The organism is Saccharothrix variisporea, assembly GCF_003634995.1.
Classification (GTDB): domain Bacteria; phylum Actinomycetota; class Actinomycetes; order Mycobacteriales; family Pseudonocardiaceae; genus Actinosynnema; species Actinosynnema variisporeum.
The window spans coordinates 587,259-606,017 of record NZ_RBXR01000001.1 but is presented as its reverse complement, the minus strand read 5'-3'; the positions used below and the strand labels follow the sequence as shown (position 1 = coordinate 606,017).

17 protein-coding genes are annotated in these 18,759 nt (G+C 72.2%); 4 read left to right on the top strand and 13 right to left on the bottom strand.

Annotation, left to right across the window (positions count from 1 at the left end; genetic code table 11):
- Window positions 1–45: 45 nt before the first annotated feature.
- Entirely contained in the window at window positions 46–897 is an 852-nt protein-coding gene (locus DFJ66_RS44855; protein WP_281276596.1) for a helix-turn-helix domain-containing protein, read from the top strand.
- A gap of 24 nt (window positions 898–921) precedes the next feature.
- Here DFJ66_RS44855 and DFJ66_RS02760 read toward each other — a convergent pair whose 3' ends face one another.
- The 5 genes from DFJ66_RS02760 to DFJ66_RS02740 are packed head-to-tail and all read right to left on the bottom strand — an operon-like array spanning window position 922 to window position 5,229.
- Entirely contained in the window at window positions 922–1,749 is an 828-nt protein-coding gene (locus DFJ66_RS02760) for a M55 family metallopeptidase (protein WP_121217633.1), read from the bottom strand.
- A gap of 47 nt (window positions 1,750–1,796) precedes the next feature.
- A complete protein-coding gene (locus DFJ66_RS02755) occupies window positions 1,797–3,008 on the bottom strand; it encodes an acyl-CoA dehydrogenase family protein (RefSeq protein WP_121217631.1) in 1,212 nt (403 codons plus the stop codon).
- Window positions 3,008–4,012 (bottom strand): phosphotransferase family protein, encoded by a 1,005-nt coding sequence (locus DFJ66_RS02750; protein ID WP_121217629.1) that lies wholly within the window; start codon window positions 4,010–4,012, stop codon window positions 3,008–3,010. The genes DFJ66_RS02755 and DFJ66_RS02750 overlap by 1 nt, the downstream gene beginning before the upstream one ends.
- Window positions 4,009–4,671 (bottom strand): HAD family hydrolase, encoded by a 663-nt coding sequence (locus DFJ66_RS44850; RefSeq protein ID WP_121217627.1) that lies wholly within the window; start codon window positions 4,669–4,671, stop codon window positions 4,009–4,011. Before DFJ66_RS44850 ends, DFJ66_RS02750 begins: the two co-directional genes overlap by 4 nt.
- 48 nt (window positions 4,672–4,719) lie before the next feature.
- Complete coding sequence (locus DFJ66_RS02740; protein WP_121217625.1) at window positions 4,720–5,229, bottom strand: DUF6886 family protein; 510 nt, start codon at window positions 5,227–5,229, stop codon at window positions 4,720–4,722.
- A gap of 200 nt (window positions 5,230–5,429) precedes the next feature.
- Here DFJ66_RS02740 and DFJ66_RS02735 point away from each other — a divergent pair, with 200 nt between their 5' ends.
- Together DFJ66_RS02735 and DFJ66_RS02730 are read left to right on the top strand one after the other, a co-directional pair.
- On the top strand, window positions 5,430–7,460 hold the full coding sequence (locus DFJ66_RS02735; protein ID WP_246029548.1) for a putative bifunctional diguanylate cyclase/phosphodiesterase: 2,031 nt from the start codon (window positions 5,430–5,432) through the stop codon (window positions 7,458–7,460).
- A 28-nt stretch (window positions 7,461–7,488) separates the two neighbouring features.
- Entirely contained in the window at window positions 7,489–8,139 is a 651-nt protein-coding gene (locus DFJ66_RS02730) for a VOC family protein (RefSeq protein ID WP_170199088.1), read from the top strand.
- Here DFJ66_RS02730 and DFJ66_RS02725 read toward each other — a convergent pair.
- A complete protein-coding gene (locus tag DFJ66_RS02725; protein ID WP_121217619.1) occupies window positions 8,129–8,590 on the bottom strand; it encodes a PPOX class F420-dependent oxidoreductase in 462 nt (153 codons plus the stop codon). The genes DFJ66_RS02730 and DFJ66_RS02725 overlap by 11 nt on opposite strands.
- Window positions 8,591–8,617: 27 nt before the next feature.
- On the opposite strand from DFJ66_RS02725, the gene DFJ66_RS02720 reads away from it, so the two are divergent.
- Window positions 8,618–9,457 (top strand): alpha/beta fold hydrolase, encoded by an 840-nt coding sequence (locus DFJ66_RS02720; RefSeq protein WP_246029547.1) that lies wholly within the window; start codon window positions 8,618–8,620, stop codon window positions 9,455–9,457.
- Window positions 9,458–9,531: 74 nt separating this feature from the next.
- On the opposite strand, the gene DFJ66_RS02715 is transcribed toward DFJ66_RS02720, so the two are convergent.
- The 7 genes from DFJ66_RS02715 to ku (DFJ66_RS02685) form a co-directional block, all read right to left on the bottom strand.
- Window positions 9,532–10,797 (bottom strand): DNA sulfur modification protein DndB, encoded by a 1,266-nt coding sequence (locus DFJ66_RS02715; RefSeq protein WP_121217615.1) that lies wholly within the window; start codon window positions 10,795–10,797, stop codon window positions 9,532–9,534.
- Between the two features lie 194 nt (window positions 10,798–10,991).
- The gene (locus DFJ66_RS02710) at window positions 10,992–13,997 is read right to left on the bottom strand and encodes an AfsR/SARP family transcriptional regulator (protein ID WP_121217613.1); all 3,006 of its coding nucleotides are present in this window, start codon (window positions 13,995–13,997) and stop codon (window positions 10,992–10,994) included.
- A 19-nt stretch (window positions 13,998–14,016) separates the two neighbouring features.
- Window positions 14,017–14,583: a GrpB family protein gene (locus DFJ66_RS02705; protein WP_211350945.1), complete on the bottom strand. Its 567-nt coding sequence runs from the start codon at window positions 14,581–14,583 to the stop codon at window positions 14,017–14,019.
- A 45-nt stretch (window positions 14,584–14,628) separates the two neighbouring features.
- The gene (gene ligD / locus DFJ66_RS02700; RefSeq protein ID WP_121217609.1) at window positions 14,629–15,534 is read right to left on the bottom strand and encodes a non-homologous end-joining DNA ligase; all 906 of its coding nucleotides are present in this window, start codon (window positions 15,532–15,534) and stop codon (window positions 14,629–14,631) included.
- On the bottom strand, window positions 15,527–16,975 hold the full coding sequence (gene ligD / locus DFJ66_RS02695; protein ID WP_121217607.1) for a non-homologous end-joining DNA ligase: 1,449 nt from the start codon (window positions 16,973–16,975) through the stop codon (window positions 15,527–15,529). The genes ligD (DFJ66_RS02700) and ligD (DFJ66_RS02695) overlap by 8 nt, the downstream gene beginning before the upstream one ends.
- A gap of 10 nt (window positions 16,976–16,985) precedes the next feature.
- Window positions 16,986–17,924 carry a non-homologous end joining protein Ku gene (gene ku, locus DFJ66_RS02690; RefSeq protein ID WP_121217605.1) on the bottom strand — a complete coding sequence of 313 codons (939 nt, stop codon included), beginning with the start codon at window positions 17,922–17,924 and terminating at the stop codon, window positions 16,986–16,988.
- 42 nt (window positions 17,925–17,966) lie between these two features.
- A complete protein-coding gene (ku, locus tag DFJ66_RS02685; protein ID WP_281276694.1) occupies window positions 17,967–18,650 on the bottom strand; it encodes a non-homologous end joining protein Ku in 684 nt (227 codons plus the stop codon).
- Between the last annotated feature and the right edge of the window lie 109 nt (window positions 18,651–18,759).

Genomic DNA, 18,759 nt, shown 5'->3' with positions numbered 1-18,759 from the left:
TGGCGGGGTGCGCGGCGGGTCGCGAGGTTTTCCTACATTTGTCGAGTGCAGGAGCTGCTGGACGAGCTGTCGCGGGCGTTGGGGCGCGGGGTGTCGGTGGACGACGTGTCCGGCCGGGTGGTGGCGCACAGCGCGCAGACCGACGAGGTGGACCCGGCGCGGGTGCGGGCGATCCTGGCGCGGCGGGTGCCGCCGGAGGTGGCGGCGTGGCAGGACCGGCACGGGGTGGCGGAGGCGACCGGGCCGGTGCGGGTGCCGGCGAACGCGGAGCTGGGGTTCGCGCAGCGGGTGGGGTTCCCGTTGCGGCGGGGCGGGGCGTTGGTGGGGTTCCTGTGGGTGTTGGGCGCGGAGGTCGACGTCGAGGTGGTGGCCGGGTACCTGCCGGCGTTGGCGGCGGCGGTGCGGGTCGGGGACTCCTCGCCGGTGCGGGTGGTGGTCGGGTGGGAGCCGCGGGTGGTGCGGACGGTCCAGGCCGGTGAGCCGGTGCCCGACCTGGCCGGTCACGTGGGGGTGAGCGACCCGCACCCGCCGGAGCGGGCGGGCGCGGCCTACCAGCAGGCGGTGGCGGCGGCGGAGCTGTCGGCGCTGGACCCGTCGTTGCCGCGGGTGGCGCGGTGGTCGGAGCTGGGGGCGTACCGGTTGCTGTTGGGTGCTCCGGCGGGTGAGGTGCTGGCGGGGTTGTCGCCGACGTTGCTGTCCACTTTGGAGGCTTACCTGGACTCGGGGTGCGACGCGCGGGCGACGGCGGCGGCGCTGCACCTGCACCGGACGTCGCTGTACTACCGGTTGGGGCGGATCGCGGAGGTGACGGGCCGGGACCCGGCGGACGGGCGGGCGCGGCTGGAGCTGCACCTGGCGTTGAAGCTGGCCCGGTTGGCCCGGCGCGGCCGGCCGTAGCCGCGCGGCCGGGTGTAGTTGCGGTCAGCCGTAGATGCCTTCCACGGCGCCGGCGGCGATGGCGGTGACGACTTTGAACGCCTGCATGGCCAGGGTCATGGAGGCGGCGTCGAAGCCCACGCGGCGGGGTGCCAGGAGTTCGACGGTGGGCACGACGGCCGCGGCGGCGGCCAGGTGGGTGGCGTCGAACTCGACCTCGATGCGGTGCGCGCCGGTGCGGGGGTCGTGGCGGCGGGCGCGGCGGGTGGCGTAGCGGGCGGCGGTGGTGATCAGGGGTTGGGTCACGCCCGGGGGTGTGCAGATGGCGGCGTAGCGGCTGACGCATTCCTTGACCTCGACCAGCTGCGCGTCGGGGGCGTAGGTGGCGGCGTCGGCGCAGGTGCGGTCGTCGCCGGTGACCAGCAGGACGGGCACGCCGTATTCGGCGGCCAGGGCGGCGTTGAGGCGGCCTTCGCTCGCGGGGACGCCGTCGAGCCACACTCCGGTGATCTGGTTCTCCAGGTAGGTGTGCGCCAGCACGCCCTCCTGGCCCGCGCCGGCGTGGTAGCCGAGGAACACCACGCCGTCCACGCCGGAGTCGATGCCCTGCATCATCGACAGCGGCTTGTGGCGGCCGGTGAGCATGCGGGCGCGTTGGTCGAGTTCCTCCAGCAGGAGGTTGCGCTGGTTGTTGTGGGCTTCGTTGACCAGCACGTCGTCCGCGCCGCCGGCGAACAGGCCCTCGACGCAGGCGTTGACGTCCCAGGTGAACAGGCGCCGGAACCGCTGCCACGGTTCGGTGCCGGGCAGCACGTCGTCGGTCCAGGTGACGCCGGTGGCGCCTTCCATGTCGGCCGAGACCAAGATCCGCATGACGCCAACCTAGCGCCGGCCGCGGGGGCACGGCCGGCGCGACGCGGTCAGAGGTACTTCTTCAGTTCCCGCTTGGCCAGGGACATGCGGTGGACCTCGTCGGGGCCGTCGGCCAGGCGCAGGGTGCGGGCCTGGGCCCACAGGTCGGCCAGGGGGAAGTCCTGGGAGACGCCACCGGCGCCGTGGGCCTGGATGGCCTTGTCCAGCACCCATTCGGCCATCAGCGGGGTGGCGATCTTGATGGCCTGGATCTCGGTGTGGGCGCCCTTGTTGCCCACGGTGTCCATCAGCCACGCGGTCTTGAGCACGAGCAGGCGGGCCTGTTCGATGCGGACGCGGGACTCGGCGATCCACTCCTGCACCACGCCCTGGCGTGCGATGGGCTGCCCGAACGCGACCCGGGAGACCGCGCGGCGGCACATGAGTTCCAGGGCGCGTTCGGCGATGCCGATCAGGCGCATGCAGTGGTGGATGCGGCCGGGGCCCAGGCGGGCCTGGGCGATCGCGAAGCCCTCGCCTTCGCCGGCGATGAGGTTGTCGGCGGGCACGCGGACGTTGTCGAACACGATCTCGGCGTGGCCGCCGTGGGAGGCGTCGGTGTAGCCGAAGACGTGCATGCCGCGTTTGACGTGCACGCCCGGGGTGTCGCGCGGCACGAGGATCATGGCCTGTTGGCGGTGGCGTTCGGCGTCGGGGTCGGTCTTGCCCATCACGATGAAGATGGCGCAGTTGGGGGCCATGGCGCCGGAGGACCACCACTTGCGGCCGTTGATGACGTAGTGGTCGCCGTCGCGTTCGATGCGGGTGGCGATGTTGGTGGCGTCGGAGGAGGCGACGTCGGGTTCGGTCATGCAGAACGCGGAGCGGATCTCGCCGTCGAGCAAGGGTTGGAGCCACTGCTTCTTCTGCTGTTCGGTGCCGAACATGGCCAGGACTTCCATGTTCCCGGTGTCGGGCGCGGCGCAGTTGAGCGCTTCCGGGGCCAGGTGGGGGCTGCGGCCGGTGATCTCGGCCAGCGGCGCGTACTGGAGGTTGGTCAGGCCCGCGCCGTGGTCGGTGTCGGGCAGGAACAGGTTCCACAGGCCCTGGCGGCGGGCTTCGGCCTTGAGGTCTTCGATGACCGGCGGACGCGCCCACGGGTCTTCGGCTTCTTCGAGTTGGCGGTGGGCGATCTGTTCGGCGGGGTAGACGTGCTCGTCCATGAACCGCAGGAGCTTCTCCCGCAGTTCCTGGGTCTTGGCGTCGTAGGCGAAGTCCATCAGCGCACTCCTCCGGTGGCGGCGAGTCCCTGCCGGACCAGCGGCAGGGTGAGGTTCCCGATCTGGTCGAAGCCCGCCCCGACCGTCTTGCCGGTGGTGAAGCGGAAGTGGATGCCTTCGAGGATGACGGCGAGCTTGAAGTAGGCGAACGCGGTGTACCAGCCGAGTCGGGAGACGTCGGCGCCGCTGCGGGTGGCGTAGCGCTCGGTGAGCTCGTCGGCGGTGGCGAAGCCGGGCAGGCCGAGCACGGTGCCGGTGACGGGGTCGTCGTCCAGGCCGACGCCGGTCCAGTAGACGCGCAGCAGGCCAAGGTCGGCCAGGGGGTCGCCTAGGGTGGCCATCTCCCAGTCCAGGACGGCGCTGATGTCGGTCGGCTCGGCGGTGACCAGGACGTTGTCCAGGCGGTAGTCGCCGTGCACGATCGTGGCGCGCGCGGAGGTGGGGACGGTGTCGGCCAGCCGGTCGCGCAGCTGGTCGATGCCGGGCAGGTCGCGGCTGCGGGAGGCGTCGAGCTGCTTGCCCCAGCGGGTGACCTGGCGCTGCAGGAACCCGTCGGGGCGGCCGAAGTCGCCCAGGCCGACCGCGTGCGGGTCCACGGCGTGCAGGTCGGCCAGGACGTCGACCAGGCGGTGGGACAGGGCGGCGGCCTTGTCGGGGGTGAGCCAGGGGCACTGGTCGCGGTGGCGCAGGGCGGTGCCGGGCATCTCCTGCATGAGGTAGAACGGGGCGCCGATGACGTCGGGGTCCTGGCACAGGTGCTCGACCTTGGGCACGGGGACGGCGGTGCCGGCCAGCGCGGAGATGACGCGGTGTTCGCGGGCCATGTCGTGGGCGGTGGCCAGGACGTGGCCCAGCGGCGGGCGGCGCAGCACCCACCGGTTGGCGCCGTCGGTGACGCGGTAGGTGAGGTTGGACCGGCCGCCGGGGATCAGTTCGCCGGTCAGCGGCGGGGTGTGGAGGTGGGCGGCGAGCTTGTGCAGGTCCAGGCCGGGCAGGTCGGTCACAGCGTGGCTCCCAGGAGGTCGTGCCCGAGCAGGTCGGCCAGGACGGCGCGGCTGGAGTCGGCGTCGGTGTGGCGGTGGGCGTGCAGTCCGACGGCGCGGGCGCCTTCGACGTTGACCGGGGCGTCGTCGAGGAAGACGCAGCGGTGGGCGGGCAGGCCGATCAGGTCCAGGGTGTGGGTGAAGATGCGCGGGTCGGGTTTGCGCAACCCGATGCGCCCGCTGATCACGATGGTGTCGAACAGTTCCAGCAGCAGGTCCTCGGGGTAGCCCTCGCCCCAGCTGTTGGACAGCAGCACGGTGGTGACGCCGGTGTCGCGGACGGTGCGGACCAGGTCGACCATCGCCGGGTCGGGGGTGGCGCTGCCGAACATGCGGCGCAGCAGGCCCTGGGCGGCGATCTCGCGGCCGTCGAGGGTGGTGAGCTCGGCGGCCAGCAGCGCCTCGAACTCGTCGGCGGCCAGCTCGCCGGTCTCCAGCCGGTGCACGGGGTTGTCCGGGGCGGCGTCGCGGCCCATCCAGGCGCGCATGGTCGCGCTGTAGCGGTCGCGGTCGATGTTCTCGCGGGTCAGCCAGTCCTGGATGAACGCGGGCACGGAGACGGTGAGCACGCCGCCCCAGTCCAGCACGACCGCGTCGACCCGACGCTCGTTGTCAGCCACGCCGCGAGGGTACCGACCGGTCGGTATGTAGGCAATGGGTGCCTCTGGTCAGGGCTTGGCGTTGCGCAGGCGGATGCCGCTGAACCGCAGTTCCCGGGCGGTGACCTGGTGCCAGAACGGCCACAGCGTCGGCAGGACCCGCAGTTCGATGCCGGCGTGCTCGTGCAGGGCGAACAGGTCTCCGACGGGTTCGGGAGGGCCGAGCGGCGTGACGGGGGTGGTGGCGACGTGGGCGCTGTCGCCGAAGGGCCGGAAGTGCTCGGCGGCGAACCGGTACGCGTAGAGGCGGACCGTGCGCATCGCCTCCAGCCAGCCGTACTCGACGGCGTGGACGCGGTGGGGGCCCAGCCAGTCGGCGTCGGCGGGCGGGGTGTCGTGGTCGGTCCAGGCCATGGCGCGCGGGCACTGGCGGGGGAACCAGTAGGCGGGGGCCTGGTCGTGGTCGACGGTCCACACGTAGGCCTCGGGTTGGCGGGCGGTGGCGGCGACGTGGGGGACGAAGCGGGTGATGCCGGGGTCTTCGGAGAAGTGCAGGAGTTCGCCGGGTGCTGGGCGCATGGTGCGGCAGTGTCGTGGGACGGAGCGGCGGGCGCGACCGGGTTTCGCTCGCGTGGCCACGAGCCGGGTTCGCCGGGATGACCGCACGGGTGCGGGTCGGCGTACGGGATGTGCCGATGTGCGTGCCGTGGGTGAACAGCCGGCTTGCCCGGCGTGTGTGGACTACACCATCATTGCGCGCGGGGTGGCGAGGAGGGCGCGTGAGCGGCAACGGCGGGTTGCACCGGGAGGTGCTGGACCGGGCCGATGTCGGTTTCGGTGTGACCGACGGGCAGGGCGTGCTGCGCTGGGTGAACCCGGCGCTGGCGGAGATCCTCGGGGTCGCGGTGGACCGGGTGGCGGGCAGGTCGTTGCCCGCGCTGCTGCCCGGCGCCCCGGAACGGCCCCGCTCCGGGCTGGCGTTGTTGACGCCGTCGGCCTACCGCAAGGGGCACCGCTGGCTGGAGGTGACCTGCCAGCCGCTGGGCTCGGAGGACGAGCTGCTCTACCGCGTGGTGGACGTGACGGCGTGGCGGGACCGGGAGCTGGAGGCCACGCACGAGGCCGACGCGTTGCGCCGCGCGCAGGTGCTGGGCCGGATGGGCACGTGGGAGTGGCACATCGCCGAGGACCGGGTGGTGTGGTCGGACACGCTGCTGGAGATGTTCGGGTTCCCGCCCGACACCAAGCTGGACTTCGACGGCTACGCCGAGCTGGTGCACCCCGACGACCTGTCGATGATCCAGGCGACGCTGGAGGAGGCCATGCGCACCGGCGCGGGCTTCTCCTACACCCACCGGATGATGCTGGCCGACCGCCGCACCGAGCGCTGGTTCGAGTGCTTCGGCGAGATCATCACCGCCGAGGACGGCACCCCGTTGCGCGCGTTGGGCACCGCGCACGACATCACCAACGCCCGCCGGGTGCACGACGAGCTGTTGGCGCTGGCCGAGCAGGACCCGTTGACGGGCCTGGCGAACCGGCGCGCGGTGACCCGGGAGCTGGAGCGCCAGCTGGCGAGCGGCGGGCAGGGGTCGTTGCTGCTGCTGGACCTGGACAACTTCAAGGACGTCAACGACCTGCGCGGCCACGCGGTGGGCGACCGGTTGATGAAGACCCTGGCCGGGACGCTGCGGTCGCGGCTGTCCGGGTCGGGGCTGATCGGGCGGCTGGGCGGGGACGAGTTCGCGGTGGTGCTGCCGGGCTGCCCGCCGGAGAAGGCGCAGGCGGTCGCGGAGGGGCTGCGGGACGCGGTGGCGGCGTTGCCGCTGGTCGCGGTGTCCGCGCGGGTGACGGTCTCGACGGGGGTGGCCGAGTACGGGGCCGGGGACACGTGGGAGCTGGTGCTGGCCAACGCCGACCTCGCGCTCTACGCGTCGAAGGCGGCGGGCCGCAACCGGGTCACCGTCTACGAGCCGGGTCACTACGCCGACACCGCGAAACGGGTGTCGGTGATGGACCGGTTGCGCGCGGCGCTGGAGAACGGCGGGTTCGCGCTGCACGCCATGCCGATGGTGCAGTTGGCCAGCGGGAAGACCCTGGGTCACGAGCTGCTTCTGCGGCTGGAGGACCACCAGGACCCGCCGCTGGGTCCGGCGGAGTTCCTCGCGGAGGCGGAGCGGTCCAACCTGGTGCTCGACATCGACCGGTGGGTGCTGTCCACGGCGATCGACGCGCTGGTGCGCCACCCGTCCGTGGACCTGAAGTTCAACGTCAACATCTCCGGCCGGACGCTGGAGGACGAGGACTTCGGCGGGTTCGTGCTCGACCGGCTGTCCACCGCCGGGGTCGCGCCGGGCCGGCTCGGTCTGGAGATCACCGAGACCGCGGCGGTGACGAACCTGGACGCGGCGCGGGCGTTGGCGTTGCAGCTGCGCGGGTTCGGCTGCCGGATCACCCTGGACGACTTCGGCTCGGGGTTCGGGTCGTTCGTGCACCTGAAGCACCTGCCGATCACCGGGATCAAGATCGACGGCGAGTTCGTGCGCGGCATCGACGAGCGCTCGACCGACGCGGTGCTGGTGTCGGGGATCGTGGAGATCGCCCGCGGCCTGGGGTTGTCGGCGGTGGCGGAGTGGGTGGAGCGGCCGGCGCAGGTGGAGACGTTGACCCGGTTGGGGGTGCGGGTCGGGCAGGGTTTCCACCTGGGTCGCGCGATCCCGCTGACACAGCTCCTTTCGGGTGATGGCGTGGGTCCGAACGGAGCATTGTCGTCACCCCGGGTGGGTGCGGAGGATGGGGCGCGTTCCTGATCACCCCCGCCGATGGGACCCCGCCGCCGTGTCCGAACCCTCCCCGAGCCCGTCGCGCGGTGTGCGCCGCGTCGAACTGGCCGTCCCCGACCCCGAGCCGATCGCCGACTTCTACGCGTTCCTGCTGGGCTGGGTGGTGATCCCCGAGCCGGACGGGGTGTTCAGCGGCTGGGTGGGTGACCGGCTGGCGCTGCGGGTGCGGCCCGGCTCCGACGGGTACCGGGTGGTGTTCGCCGGCACGCGGCCGCGTGAGCTGCGCGAGGGCGCGGCGGTGGACTCCGGTCGGGTGCTGCACGGGCCGTGGGCGCCCGAGCCGCGGGCGGGCGAGCCGTGCTGGGTGGAGTTCATGGGCGCCGCGGACGACGGGTTCTGGACCGGTGAGCTGGGGTGGGCGGCACGCACCCCGGACGAGCCGTTCACCGTCTACGACACCGACGCGCGCGCGGTGGCGGGCCGGTTGGTGGGCGAGCAGCAGCGGTGGGTGTGCTACTTCGCCGTGCCCGACGTGGCCAAGGCGTGCGAGGTGGCGGCGGAGACCGGCGGCACCGTGGCGATCGGGCCGACCGAGGTGCCCACCGGGGTCGTGGCGTCGATCGCCGACCCGGCGGGCTCGGTGTTCGCGGTGCTGCAGGACCCGCCCGGGTGGGGCGGGACGTGGTCCAGCCCGTTCAGCGGTTGAGTTCGGGCGGGAACCCGCCGGTGGCGATCGGCCCCCACGCGTCGATGGTGACCCGCAGCAGCACCTTGCCCTGGCGGAGCATGGCGGCGCGGTAGTCGTCCCAGTCGGGGTGCTCGCCGGAGATCGACCGGTAGTAGTCCACCAGCGGTTCCAGCGCCTCGGGCAGGTCGAGCACCTCGGCGGTGCCGTCGAGGTGCACGTAGGGGCCGTCCCAGTCGTCGGAGAGCACGCACAGCGACACGCGCGGGTCGCGGCGGGCGTTGTGGACCTTGGCGCGCTGAGGGTACGTGGACACCACGACCCGGCCGGCGTCGTCGACCCCGCAGGTGACCGGTGAGGTCTGGGGTCGCCCGTCGCGGCGGGTGGTGACGAGCAGGGCGCGGTGGCGGGGGCGCAGGAACTCCAGCAGCCCGGCCCGGTCGGGGGTGTGCGCGGTGGCGGTCCTCGGCATCGGATCAGCGTAGGAGAGGATGTGCCCATGCCCCGCTTCTCCTCCTACGACGGCACCGCTTTGGCCTACCGCGTGGTCGGCGACGGCGAGCCGCTGGTGTGCCTGCCCGGCGGCGCCGGACGCGCCGTGTCCTACCTGGGCGAGCTGGGTGGCCTGTCCGCGCACCGCGCCCTGGTGCTGCTGGACAACCGCGGCACCGGCTCCTCCGACGAGCCGGCCGACCCGTCGACCTACCGCCGCGACCGGCTGGCCCTGGACGTGGAGGCCCTGCGGCAGCACCTGGGCCTGGAGCGCCTGGACCTGCTCGGGCACTCGGCCGGCGCCGGCATCGCGATGGCCTACGCCGAGCACTTCCCGCACCACCTGTCGAGCCTGGTGCTGCTGACCCCGGCGCTGCGCGCGGCCGGCCTGAGCCCCACCGAGGAGGACTGGGCCGACCACCTGGCCGTGCACGCGCACCAGCCGTGGCACGCCGACGCGGTGCGCGCGCTGCGGGCGTGGTCGGCCGGCGACGACTCCCTGACCAACCGCCTCGCCGCCGCCCCGCTGTTCTACGGCTCCTGGACGCCGGCGGCCCAGGCCCACGCAGCGGCCGAGGACGCCGAGCGCTCGAAGGAGGCGCAGCAGGGCTACTGGGCGGAAGGCGCGTTCAGCCCCGGCCACACCCGCCGCGCGCTGGCCGACCTGGCGATCCCGGTCCTGGTGTACGCGGGCGGCGTGGACCCGGTGTCCCCGCCCCACCTGGTGCGGCAGCTGGCGGAACTGATCCCGGGCGCGGAGTACACCGAGCAGCCGGGGGCGGGCCACTTCCCGTGGATCGACGACCCGGAGTTCCTGGTCAAGCGCCTGGCCGCCTTCCTGACCTGACCCCGCCCGCGGTCGGTGGCTGGCCCTGGGCTGCCACCGACCACGACCGGCGGAGATGAACTCTGACTCAAGGGCTAGAGCGATGCCGGTGGCCTCCGGTACCAGCCCGAAATCACGCCGACCAGGTGGATGATGTTCTGTGTCCGCATGATCGGGGCCGAAGCGTTGGGCTCGAAGTCGATGTGAGCCTCGGTCGTTCGCCAGATGCTCGATTCGTCGACAGGGGCCGTCATGTGCGGGTCGAGCCGCTTGAAGAACTCCGTGATGTCGCCGAGTTCGACGGGGTTGTCCCCCGTGCGCAGGTCGCGGAACACTCCGCCCAACACCCGCAGCATGCCCACCGAGCCGAGCAGCGAATTGCGTCGCAGTTGCTGGGCCTTGGTCAGCTCGCCGGGAACACGCTCGGCGTCGGGGTCATCCTCGGTGATGGCGGACAAGCCGGTGAAGGCGGTGGAGATGACGTCGAGGAAGTCCTTCACCTGCTCGATGACCTCGCCGTCGGTGAGCGTCTGCTCCGCCCGTTTGCCGACACGACCACCGGGCTTGGCGATGATGGCGCGGGTGATGTCGGCGACGTGCTTCGCGCCCATCAAGTTGGGGTTCTTCAGCGTCATGCGGTCCTGCTCCGCATCGACGCGCCCCTTCAGCAGCGGGTGGTCGATCACATCGCCCAAGGTGCGGTTGGCGATCTTGTAGTTGTCGAAACGGGCACGGACGGCGCTGCTGATGCCCTTGGCGTTGTCTGCAACATCGACGAACATCTGTTGCGCTTTGATGGGATCGGGCTCCACGTAGATGTCCAGGCCGATGAACTCGTTCTTCAGCCTGTTCATGCGGCCGACCAGGTTCTCCCGCTCGACCCGGAGCTTCGCGGCCTTGTCGACACTGACCTTGCGCGCCAACTCGCGATCGATGGCAGAGATCGCCACGGTGATGCGCTGCTTCTCGATCGAAACACCCAGTACGCGGTGCTGACCGTCGATCGTCCGCAAGGTGGCGATTCCGCCGATGGCCCAGGGAATGGTGAGGTAGCCGACCGCGCCATGCCCGTCGACCTGCTCGAACGTGCAGCCGCCACCGTCACGTGCCAACAGCGCCGGCGCAACCCAGTCCTGCTTGGAGTCGAGGTACTCCCCGAACTGCTTGGCGTGCAGCCGGTCGACCTTGCGGTTGTCCTTGTCGACGTCGTTGGGGTCGGGCACCGGGAGGATCGTGGGCAAGTCCAGCAACGGTACGCGCGTGCTGTACACCGCACGACCACCCTGGTTGGTTCTTATTGCCAGGTAGGTGCTGGAGTCCTGTGGCTTCGAGAGTCGTAGTGGATCGATAGTAATGCTCACATCAAGGTCCTAAGAGGAGATTTAACGCCAAGTAGTGGCCGAGTGCGCCAAACTCTACATGTTTAGCGCTTATTTGACATGATTGGTTGCTAATCTATTCGAATTCCAGCATGGTTCTGTGTCAGTCGCTCACGCCGACCCCGGTGCCTTCCCTGCCACACCCGTGGTGCCCCGAGGACCGGTATGCCGCTGCCTTACTTGCGCAGCGCGGCCAGCAGGCCGTCCCGCCCGAACCCCGCGCCCCGCGCCGACGCCGCCGCGAACGCCTCCGCTCCCAGTGCCGCCCGCGCGGCGTCCTCGGTGGCGAGCACATCGGCGTCGACCGGCACGGCGGCCAGGCCGCGCAGTCCCCGGGCCGCGCCCAGCAGCTCCGCCGCCCGCCCGGCGTCCCCCGAGACCACGCACGACCCGGCCCACGCCTCGGCGACGGCCGCCAGCACCATCGGGTTGCCCCATTCCGCCGCCGACTCCACGGCCGACCCCCACACCGCCCGCGCCGCCGCCACGTCCCCGCGGGCCAGCTCCAGCCGACCCACCGCCACGTGGACGTGCGCCCGCACCTCCTCGGGACCGAACCACCCCCGCGGACACACCCGCAGCGCCTCCTCGCACCACGCCCGCGCCCCCTCGAGGTCCCCGCGCCACCGGGCGACCTCGGCCATGCCGTGCCGCACCTGGGCCAGCACCTCCACCGCGCCCTGTGTCCGGGCCATCACCGCCGCCCGTTCCAGGTCCGCCCACGCCGCGTCGAACGACCCGCGGTGGCGGTGCCACTCCGCGCGCTGCACGAGCATCCCCGCGGTGTGCTCGGTCGCGCCGAACCGCTCGCCCAACGCCAGTGCCTCGTCCAGGTGCACCACCGCCGCGTCCAGGTCGCCCTCGACCCGCGACAACTCGGCCAGCTGCGACAGCACCACCGACAGGCCCCACCGCTCGCCCAACGCCCGGAACCCGGCCAGCGCCTCCTCGTGCGCCGCCCGCGCCTGGGCCGGCCGCCCCGCGTACTGGTACTGCATGCCCAACCCGACCTGGGCCAGCGCCCGCGACCACGGGTCCGGCCCGACCAGGTGCCCGCGCCGCGCGTCCAGGGTCGGCTCGGCCAGGTCCGGCACCCCGTAGGCCATGCCCCACAGCATGGTCAGGAACGGCCGCGTCGGCGGCCCGGTGAACCCCACGGGCGTGTCCTGGCGCGGCGACAGCGCACCCGGCACCGCGTCACCGGTCCCGGACGCCGACGCGGACAACGCGCACAGCAGGTGCTCCTCGGTCAACCCGGCCGGCGCCACGGGACCCGCCGCGCGCAGCACCTCGGCGGCCAGCACCGCGCCCTCCGTGCGCAGCCCGCGCAGCCAGAAGTACCAGCCCAGCTCCGCCACCAGCCGCAACCCGAGCTCCACGTCGTGGCCGACCGCCCACCGGATCGCGGACTTGAGGTTCTCGTGCTCGGCCACCAACGCCGCCAACCACTCCAGCTGCTCACCGCGCAGCAGGTGCGGCGTCGCCCGGCACGCCACCTCCAGGAACCACCGCGCGTGCGCCCGCCGCGCCGACTCCTGCTCACCGGCCTCCGCGAGCCGCGCCGCCCCGAACGCCCGGATCGTGTCCAGCATCCGGTACCGGCCCCCGGACACCTCCACCAGCGACTTGTCCGCCAACGACGGCAGCACCTCATCCACGTCGTCCACCCCGCACACCGCGGCCGCGGATTCCAGCGTCGCCCCGTCGGAGAACACCGTCAGCCGCCGCGCCACCACCCGCTCGGCCTCGGTGAGCAGGTCCCAGCTCCACTCCACGACCGCGTGCAGGGTCCGGTGCCGTGGCGCGGCGGCCCGGTTGCCACGCGACAGCAACCGGAACCGGTCGTCCAACCGCGCCGCCACCTCCGCCAACGGCAACGACCGCACCCGCGCCGCCGCGAGCTCGATCGCCAGCGGCATCCCGTCCAACGCCCGGCAGATCGCCACCACCAGCGGCACCGTCTCGCCGTCGAGCCGGAACGACGGGTCCACCGCCACCGCCCGGTCGGCGAACAACGCGACAGCGGGGGAGGAGCCGTCCACCGCCGGCAGCGGAGGCACCGGCCGCACGGTCTCCCCGGTCACGCCCAGCGCCTCCCGGCTGGTCGCCAATACCCGCAACCCCGGGCACGCCACCAGCAGCGCACCGGCCAACCCGGCCGCGTCCTCCACCACGTGCTCGCAGTTGTCCAGCACCAGCAGCACCTCCCGGCCCGACAGCGCCGCCACCAGCCGCTCCCGCGGGGCACGCGCGGCCCGCCGCCCGTCCTCCCGCAACCCCAACGCCGTCACCACCGCCAACGGCACGTCCCCGCCCGCACCCAACGGCGACAGGTCCACGAAGAACACGTCCCCCGGCCGGGTCGCCGCGACCTCCACCGCCAACCGCGTCTTGCCCGCACCGCCCGGACCCAGCAGCGTCACCAACCGGGCCTCGTCCAACGCCTTCCCGACCAGCCGCACCTCCTCGCCGCGCCCGACGAAACTGGTCAACTGGGCCGGCAGCACGTGCCGCCCCGCAGGCCGCTCACCCCGCAACACCTCGCCGTGCGCGGCGACCAGCTCCGGCGACGGGTCCGCCCCCAGCTCCTCGGCCAGCACCCGCCGCGTCCGGTCCACCAACGCCAACGCCTCGGCCTGCCGCCCCTGCCCGTGCAACGCCCGCACCAGCCGCGCCACCAACCGCTCCCGCAACGGGTGCGCCGCCACCAGCTCCCGCAACACCTCGACCGGCGCCACGTCGTGGTCCTCGACGACCTTGAGCCGCAACTCCTCCCACCGCGCCGCCGCCACCGCCGCGAACGGCGCGTCACCCACGTCCGCCAACGACGGCCCCCGCCACAACGCCAACGCCTCACCGGGCAACCCGCGCGCCACCAGCTCCTCGAACCGCAGCGCGTCGACCTCCCACGGGTCCACCACCAGCCGGTACCCGGCCGGCGACCGCTCGATCTCCACGTCCAGCAACGCCCGCAACCGCGACACCTGCGACTGCACCGCGTTGGCCACCCGCGAAGGCGGACGCTCCCCGTACAGCGCCTCCACGAGCCGGTCCACCCCGACCACCCGACCGGCGTCCACCGCGAGCACCGCCAGCAACGCCCGCAACCCGGCCCCACCGACCCGGACCTCGGTCCCGTCCGCCCGCCGCGCCACCACCGGACCGAGCACCCCGAACCTCACGACGAGCGATTCTCCCGCACTAGCCCACCCGCGGGGGCGCATCCGGATCAGCCCGCGCCAGGATCTCGTCCACCACGTCGTTCTTCGCGTCCGCGTACCCCTGCAAGTACGTCCACGACCGCGCCGCCAGCTCCCGCTTCACCGCCTCGTACCGCGCCCGGTCCTCCGGGTGCGCCCGCAGCCAGTCCCGGAACAGCACCATCCGCGTGATCTCCGGCGACCCGACCGCGAACACGTGCAGGTTCACGTTCGTGTCCGGCCCCTTGAACATCCGGTGCTCGTGCCACCCCGGCTCCCGGATCCGCAGCACGTACCCCGCCGCCTCCAACGCCGGCACGTACGCCGCCTCGTCGGCCGGCGACGCCACCGCCAACACCACGTCGACCACCGGCTTGGCCGCCAACCCCGGCACCGACGTCGACCCGACGTGCTCCAACCCCAGCACCGCCGACCCCAACGCGCCCCGCACCCGCGCCGCCTCGCGCTCGAACAACCCCGGCCACGCCGGGTCGTACTCCACCAGCTCGATCCGCCGACCCGGGTCCGGCCGCCCGTCCACGAACGCCGCCCGCAACTCCTCGCTCACCCCGACCCCCGTTCGAAACGTCCAAAGCAGGCCAGGATAAGACGATCACCCCGGCAGCGGCGACGCCTTTTCCACCGCGAACAGGTCACCCGACTCGTCCACCCGCGCCCGCGCCTGGTCCGCGGTGAACACCAGGTCCGACACCCGCCGGCACGCCTCCACCTCGTCCCACGTCACCGGCGTGGACACCGACGGCAACGCCCGCGCCCGCAACGAGTACGGCGCCACCGTCGTCTTCGCCGGGTTGTTCTGCGACCAGTCGATCAGCACCTTCCCCGTGCGCAACGACTTGGTCATCTGCCACACGATCTCGTCGGGCCGCTCCCGCGCCAACCGCCGCGCCACCGCCTTCGCGTACTCCGAAGGCCGCAACGGATCCGACACCTCCACCCCCGCGTACACCTGCAACCCCTTCGACCCGCTGGTCTTCACCACCGGCACCAACCCGTCCGCCACCAACACCTCCCGCAGCACCAGCGCCACCCGCGCGCACTCCACCACCGTCGCCGGCGGCCCCGGGTCCAGGTCGAACACCACCAGGTCGGGGGAGCGGCGACCACCCCGCGGCCCCACCGTCCACTGCGGCACGTGCAACTCCAACGCCGCCAGGTTCGCAAGCCACACCAGCGTCGCCAGGTCGTCCACCACCACGAAGTCCAGGTACTCCGACCCGCGCGAGGACCCCGGCGTCTCCACCCGCACCCGCCGCACCCACTCCGGCGCGTGCGACGGCGCGTTCTTCTCGAAGAACGACTGCCCGTCCACCCCGTCCGGGAACCGCCGCACCGTCAACGGCCGCCCCGCCAGGTGCGGCAACAACACCGGCGCGATCCGCGTGTAGTAGTCGATCACCTCCGCCTTGGTGAACCCCACCTCCGGGTACAGCACCTTCCCCAGGTTGGTCAGCTTCACCCGCCGATCACCGACCCGCACCACCGCCGACTCAACCAAGACGCCGCACCTCCGAAGGCGAACGATCCGGCCGCAACCCCCGCCACGTCGGGAACCGCATCCGCCCGTCCGCCGTCCACTGCCGGTGCACCACCTCACCCACCAACTCCGGCCGCACCCACCGCGCCCCCTTCGCCCGCTCCCGCGGCACCTCCGTCACGAACGGCGACCTCTTCACCGCCAACCGCTCCAACCGCGCCGTCAACGACCGCAGCTCCGCCTCACCGAACCCCGTCCCCACCGACCCCACGAACGCCAACCCGTCACCCTCCGGGATCCCCAACAACAACGCCCCCACCACCCCCTTGCGCTTGCCCTCACCCGGCCGCCACCCGCCGACCACCACCTCCTGCGTCGCCACCCGCGTGATCTTCACCCAGTGCGGCGACCGCACCCCCGGCGTGTACGGCGAATCCAGCCGCTTGGCCACCACCCCCTCCAACCCCTGCTCCCGGCTCGCGGCCAGCACCTCCGGCCCCGCACCCGGATACGCCTTCGGCGTCGCCCAATGCGCACCCCGCAGGTCCAACCCCTCCAACAACTCCCGCCGCCGCGCATACGGCATGTTCACCGTCGACACCCCGTCCAGGTGCAACACGTCGAACACCAGATACGTCACCGGCACCCGCGACACCAACCGCCGCGCCTGCGCCCCACTGGCGTGCATCCGCTGCTGCAACGCCCCGAAACTCGGCCGACCACCCTCCAACGCGACGATCTCCCCGTCCAACATCACCTGCGTCGACCCCAGCGACTCACCCAACCCCTGCAACTCCGGGTACGACCCCGTCACGTCGTTGCCCGCCCGCGACACCACCGTCACCCGGCCGCCCTCCACCCGCGCGACCGCCCGCACCCCGTCCCACTTGAACTCGTACGCGTAGTCCCCGTTGCGCTCCGGCAACCCCTCCGCCGCCGTCGCCAACATCGGCGCCACCACCTCCGGCAACGGCACCCAGTCCGGCCGCACCGCCTCGTGCCGCCGCCGCACCATCCAGTCCTTGCCGTCCCCACCCGACCCGCGGCGGAAGAACACGAACTCACCCTCGACCCGAGACCCGCGCAGCACCACGTCCACCTCGCGGTCGCTCCACTTCACCGTCTCGTACCGACCCCGGTCCCAGATCAGCATCTCGCCCGCGCCGTACTCGCCCTTCGGGATCGTCCCCTCGAACGACGCGTACTCCAACGGGTGGTCCTCCGTGCGCACCGCCAACCGGATCGTCCCCGGCTCCGGCGGCAACCCCTTCGGCACCGCCCACGACACCAACACCCCACCCCGCTCCAACCGCACGTCCCAGTGCAGCCGGGAGGCGTGGTGCTCCTGGATCACGAACGTGTCGTCCTCACCACGGGGGAGCGGCGCCCCCTCACCCGGCACCGGCTCCGGAGTCCGCCCGGCGTCCCGCTTGCGCCGGTACTCCGACAGGTCCCCACCCACCGGCCACCCCCTACGCGGGCTTCGCCCTCTTCTTCGCCGGCGCCTTCTCCTTGGCCTCCTTGGCCGTCTCCTTCGACTTCGCCGCTGTCTTCCCCGACGCCCGCGACCTGCTCGACGACGACGTCCCCGCCGACCGCGACCGCGCCGCCGGCTTCTTCTCCGGCTTCGCCTCACCCCGCGCCGACCGCGCCTGCTCCACACTGCGCTCCAACGCCGTCATCAGGTCGATCACCTCACCGGTGTCCTCGACCTCCGGCTGCTCGGGCAACTCCGCACCCTCGGCCTTCGCCTCGATCAGCTTCTGCATCGCCTCGGTGTAGTCGTCGGTGAAGTCATCCGGGTCGAACGACCCCGCCATGCTCTCCACCAGCGACGACGCCATCTTCAACTCCTGCGGACGCACCTCGGTCTTGCCGTCCAGGAAGTCGAACTCCGGCTTGCGGATCTCATCCGGCCACAACATCGTGTGCATCACCAGCAGGTCCTCACGGGCCCGCAACATCGCCAACGTCTCCCGCTGCCGGATCGTGATCTTCACGACCGCCAACTGCCCACTGCGCTCCAACGCCGTCCGCAACAACACGTACGGCCGCGTCGCCGCCTTGTCCGGCTCCAGGTAGTAGGACTTCTGGAAGTAGATCGGATCGATCTCCTCCGCCGGCACGAACTCCAGCACGTCGATCGCGTGATCGGTGTTGATCGGCAACTTGTCCAAGTCCTCGTTGCTCATCACCACCACACGGCCGTCGTCCAGCTCGTAGCCCTTGGCGATGTCGGCGAAGGCCACCTCCTCGCCACACACCTGGCACACCCGCTTGTAGCGGATGCGCCCACCGTCCTCGCGGTGCACCTGGTGGAACCGGAAGTCGTGCTCCTCCGTCGCCGTGTACAACCGGACACCGATCGTGACCAGCCCGAAGGAGATCGCCCCACGCCACACGGACCTCATTCCACGTGAGTACCCGTCAACTGCGGTTCCCGCACCAGGGCATCACTCGAACGGACTAAATTTCGCCTCCACCGCCCCCCGCACCGCCGCCGCGAACCGGTCCTCGAACACCGACAGGTCCCACGGCGCCGTCATCGACTCCACCAACGCCGACGCCATCCGCTCCGCCGACGCCGACGCGGTGGCCGCCCCCGCCAAGAACCCCAGGTCAGGCTCCCGCACCTGGTCGAACCACACCACCGACTGCACCACCAACCCCGCACCCCGCGGCCGAACCACCACCACCCGCTCCCGCCGCCGGAACACCACCCGAGCCACCCCCACCCGACCGGCCCGCGCCAACGCGTCCCGCAACAGCACGAACGACCCCACCGCCGCCACCTCCGGCTCGACGTGGAACGCCCGCCCCAACACCACCGGGTCCACCTCCTCCGCCCGAGCCACCTGCACCACCTCGATCACCCGCTGCGGCGGCACCGGCACCCCGGCCAACTCCGCGTCCTCCACCACGACCACCCGCCCGTCCCCGACCTCCACCGCCCGGACGACCTCGCTCACCCCCACCTCCTCCCCACACACCTCACACACCCGCCGATGCCGGATCCGCCCCGAATCCCCCCGGTGCACCAGCCGAAACCGCACCCCGGGCTCCCGCACCACCGGCACCAACCGCACAGGGAAGGCCACCACCCCGAACACCAACACCCCACGCCACACCGCCCTCATGACACCTGCGTACACCCGTTCGAACAAGGTCACGCCAGCACCACCCGAACAGACCAACCGACGACCCGACCAGACGTGATCGACTCACCCCGACAACCACCACAAGGGG

Bases quoted from the DNA above. Each gene is read 5' to 3' on its own strand.
- DFJ66_RS02760 (WP_121217633.1), bottom strand. From the start codon at position 1,749: ATGCGGATCTTGGTCTCGGCCGACATGGAAGGCGCCACCGGCGTCACC.
- DFJ66_RS02725 (WP_121217619.1), bottom strand. From the start codon at position 8,590: ATGCCGAGGACCGCCACCGCGCACACCCCCGACCGGGCCGGGCTGCTG.
- DFJ66_RS02755 (WP_121217631.1), bottom strand. From the start codon at position 3,008: ATGGACTTCGCCTACGACGCCAAGACCCAGGAACTGCGGGAGAAGCTC.
- ku (WP_121217605.1), bottom strand. From the start codon at position 17,924: ATGAGGTCCGTGTGGCGTGGGGCGATCTCCTTCGGGCTGGTCACGATC.
- ku (WP_281276694.1), bottom strand. From the start codon at position 18,650: ATGAGGGCGGTGTGGCGTGGGGTGTTGGTGTTCGGGGTGGTGGCCTTC.
- DFJ66_RS02740 (WP_121217625.1), bottom strand. From the start codon at position 5,229: ATGCGCCCAGCACCCGGCGAACTCCTGCACTTCTCCGAAGACCCCGGC.
- DFJ66_RS02720 (WP_246029547.1), top strand. From the start codon at position 8,618: ATGCCCCGCTTCTCCTCCTACGACGGCACCGCTTTGGCCTACCGCGTG.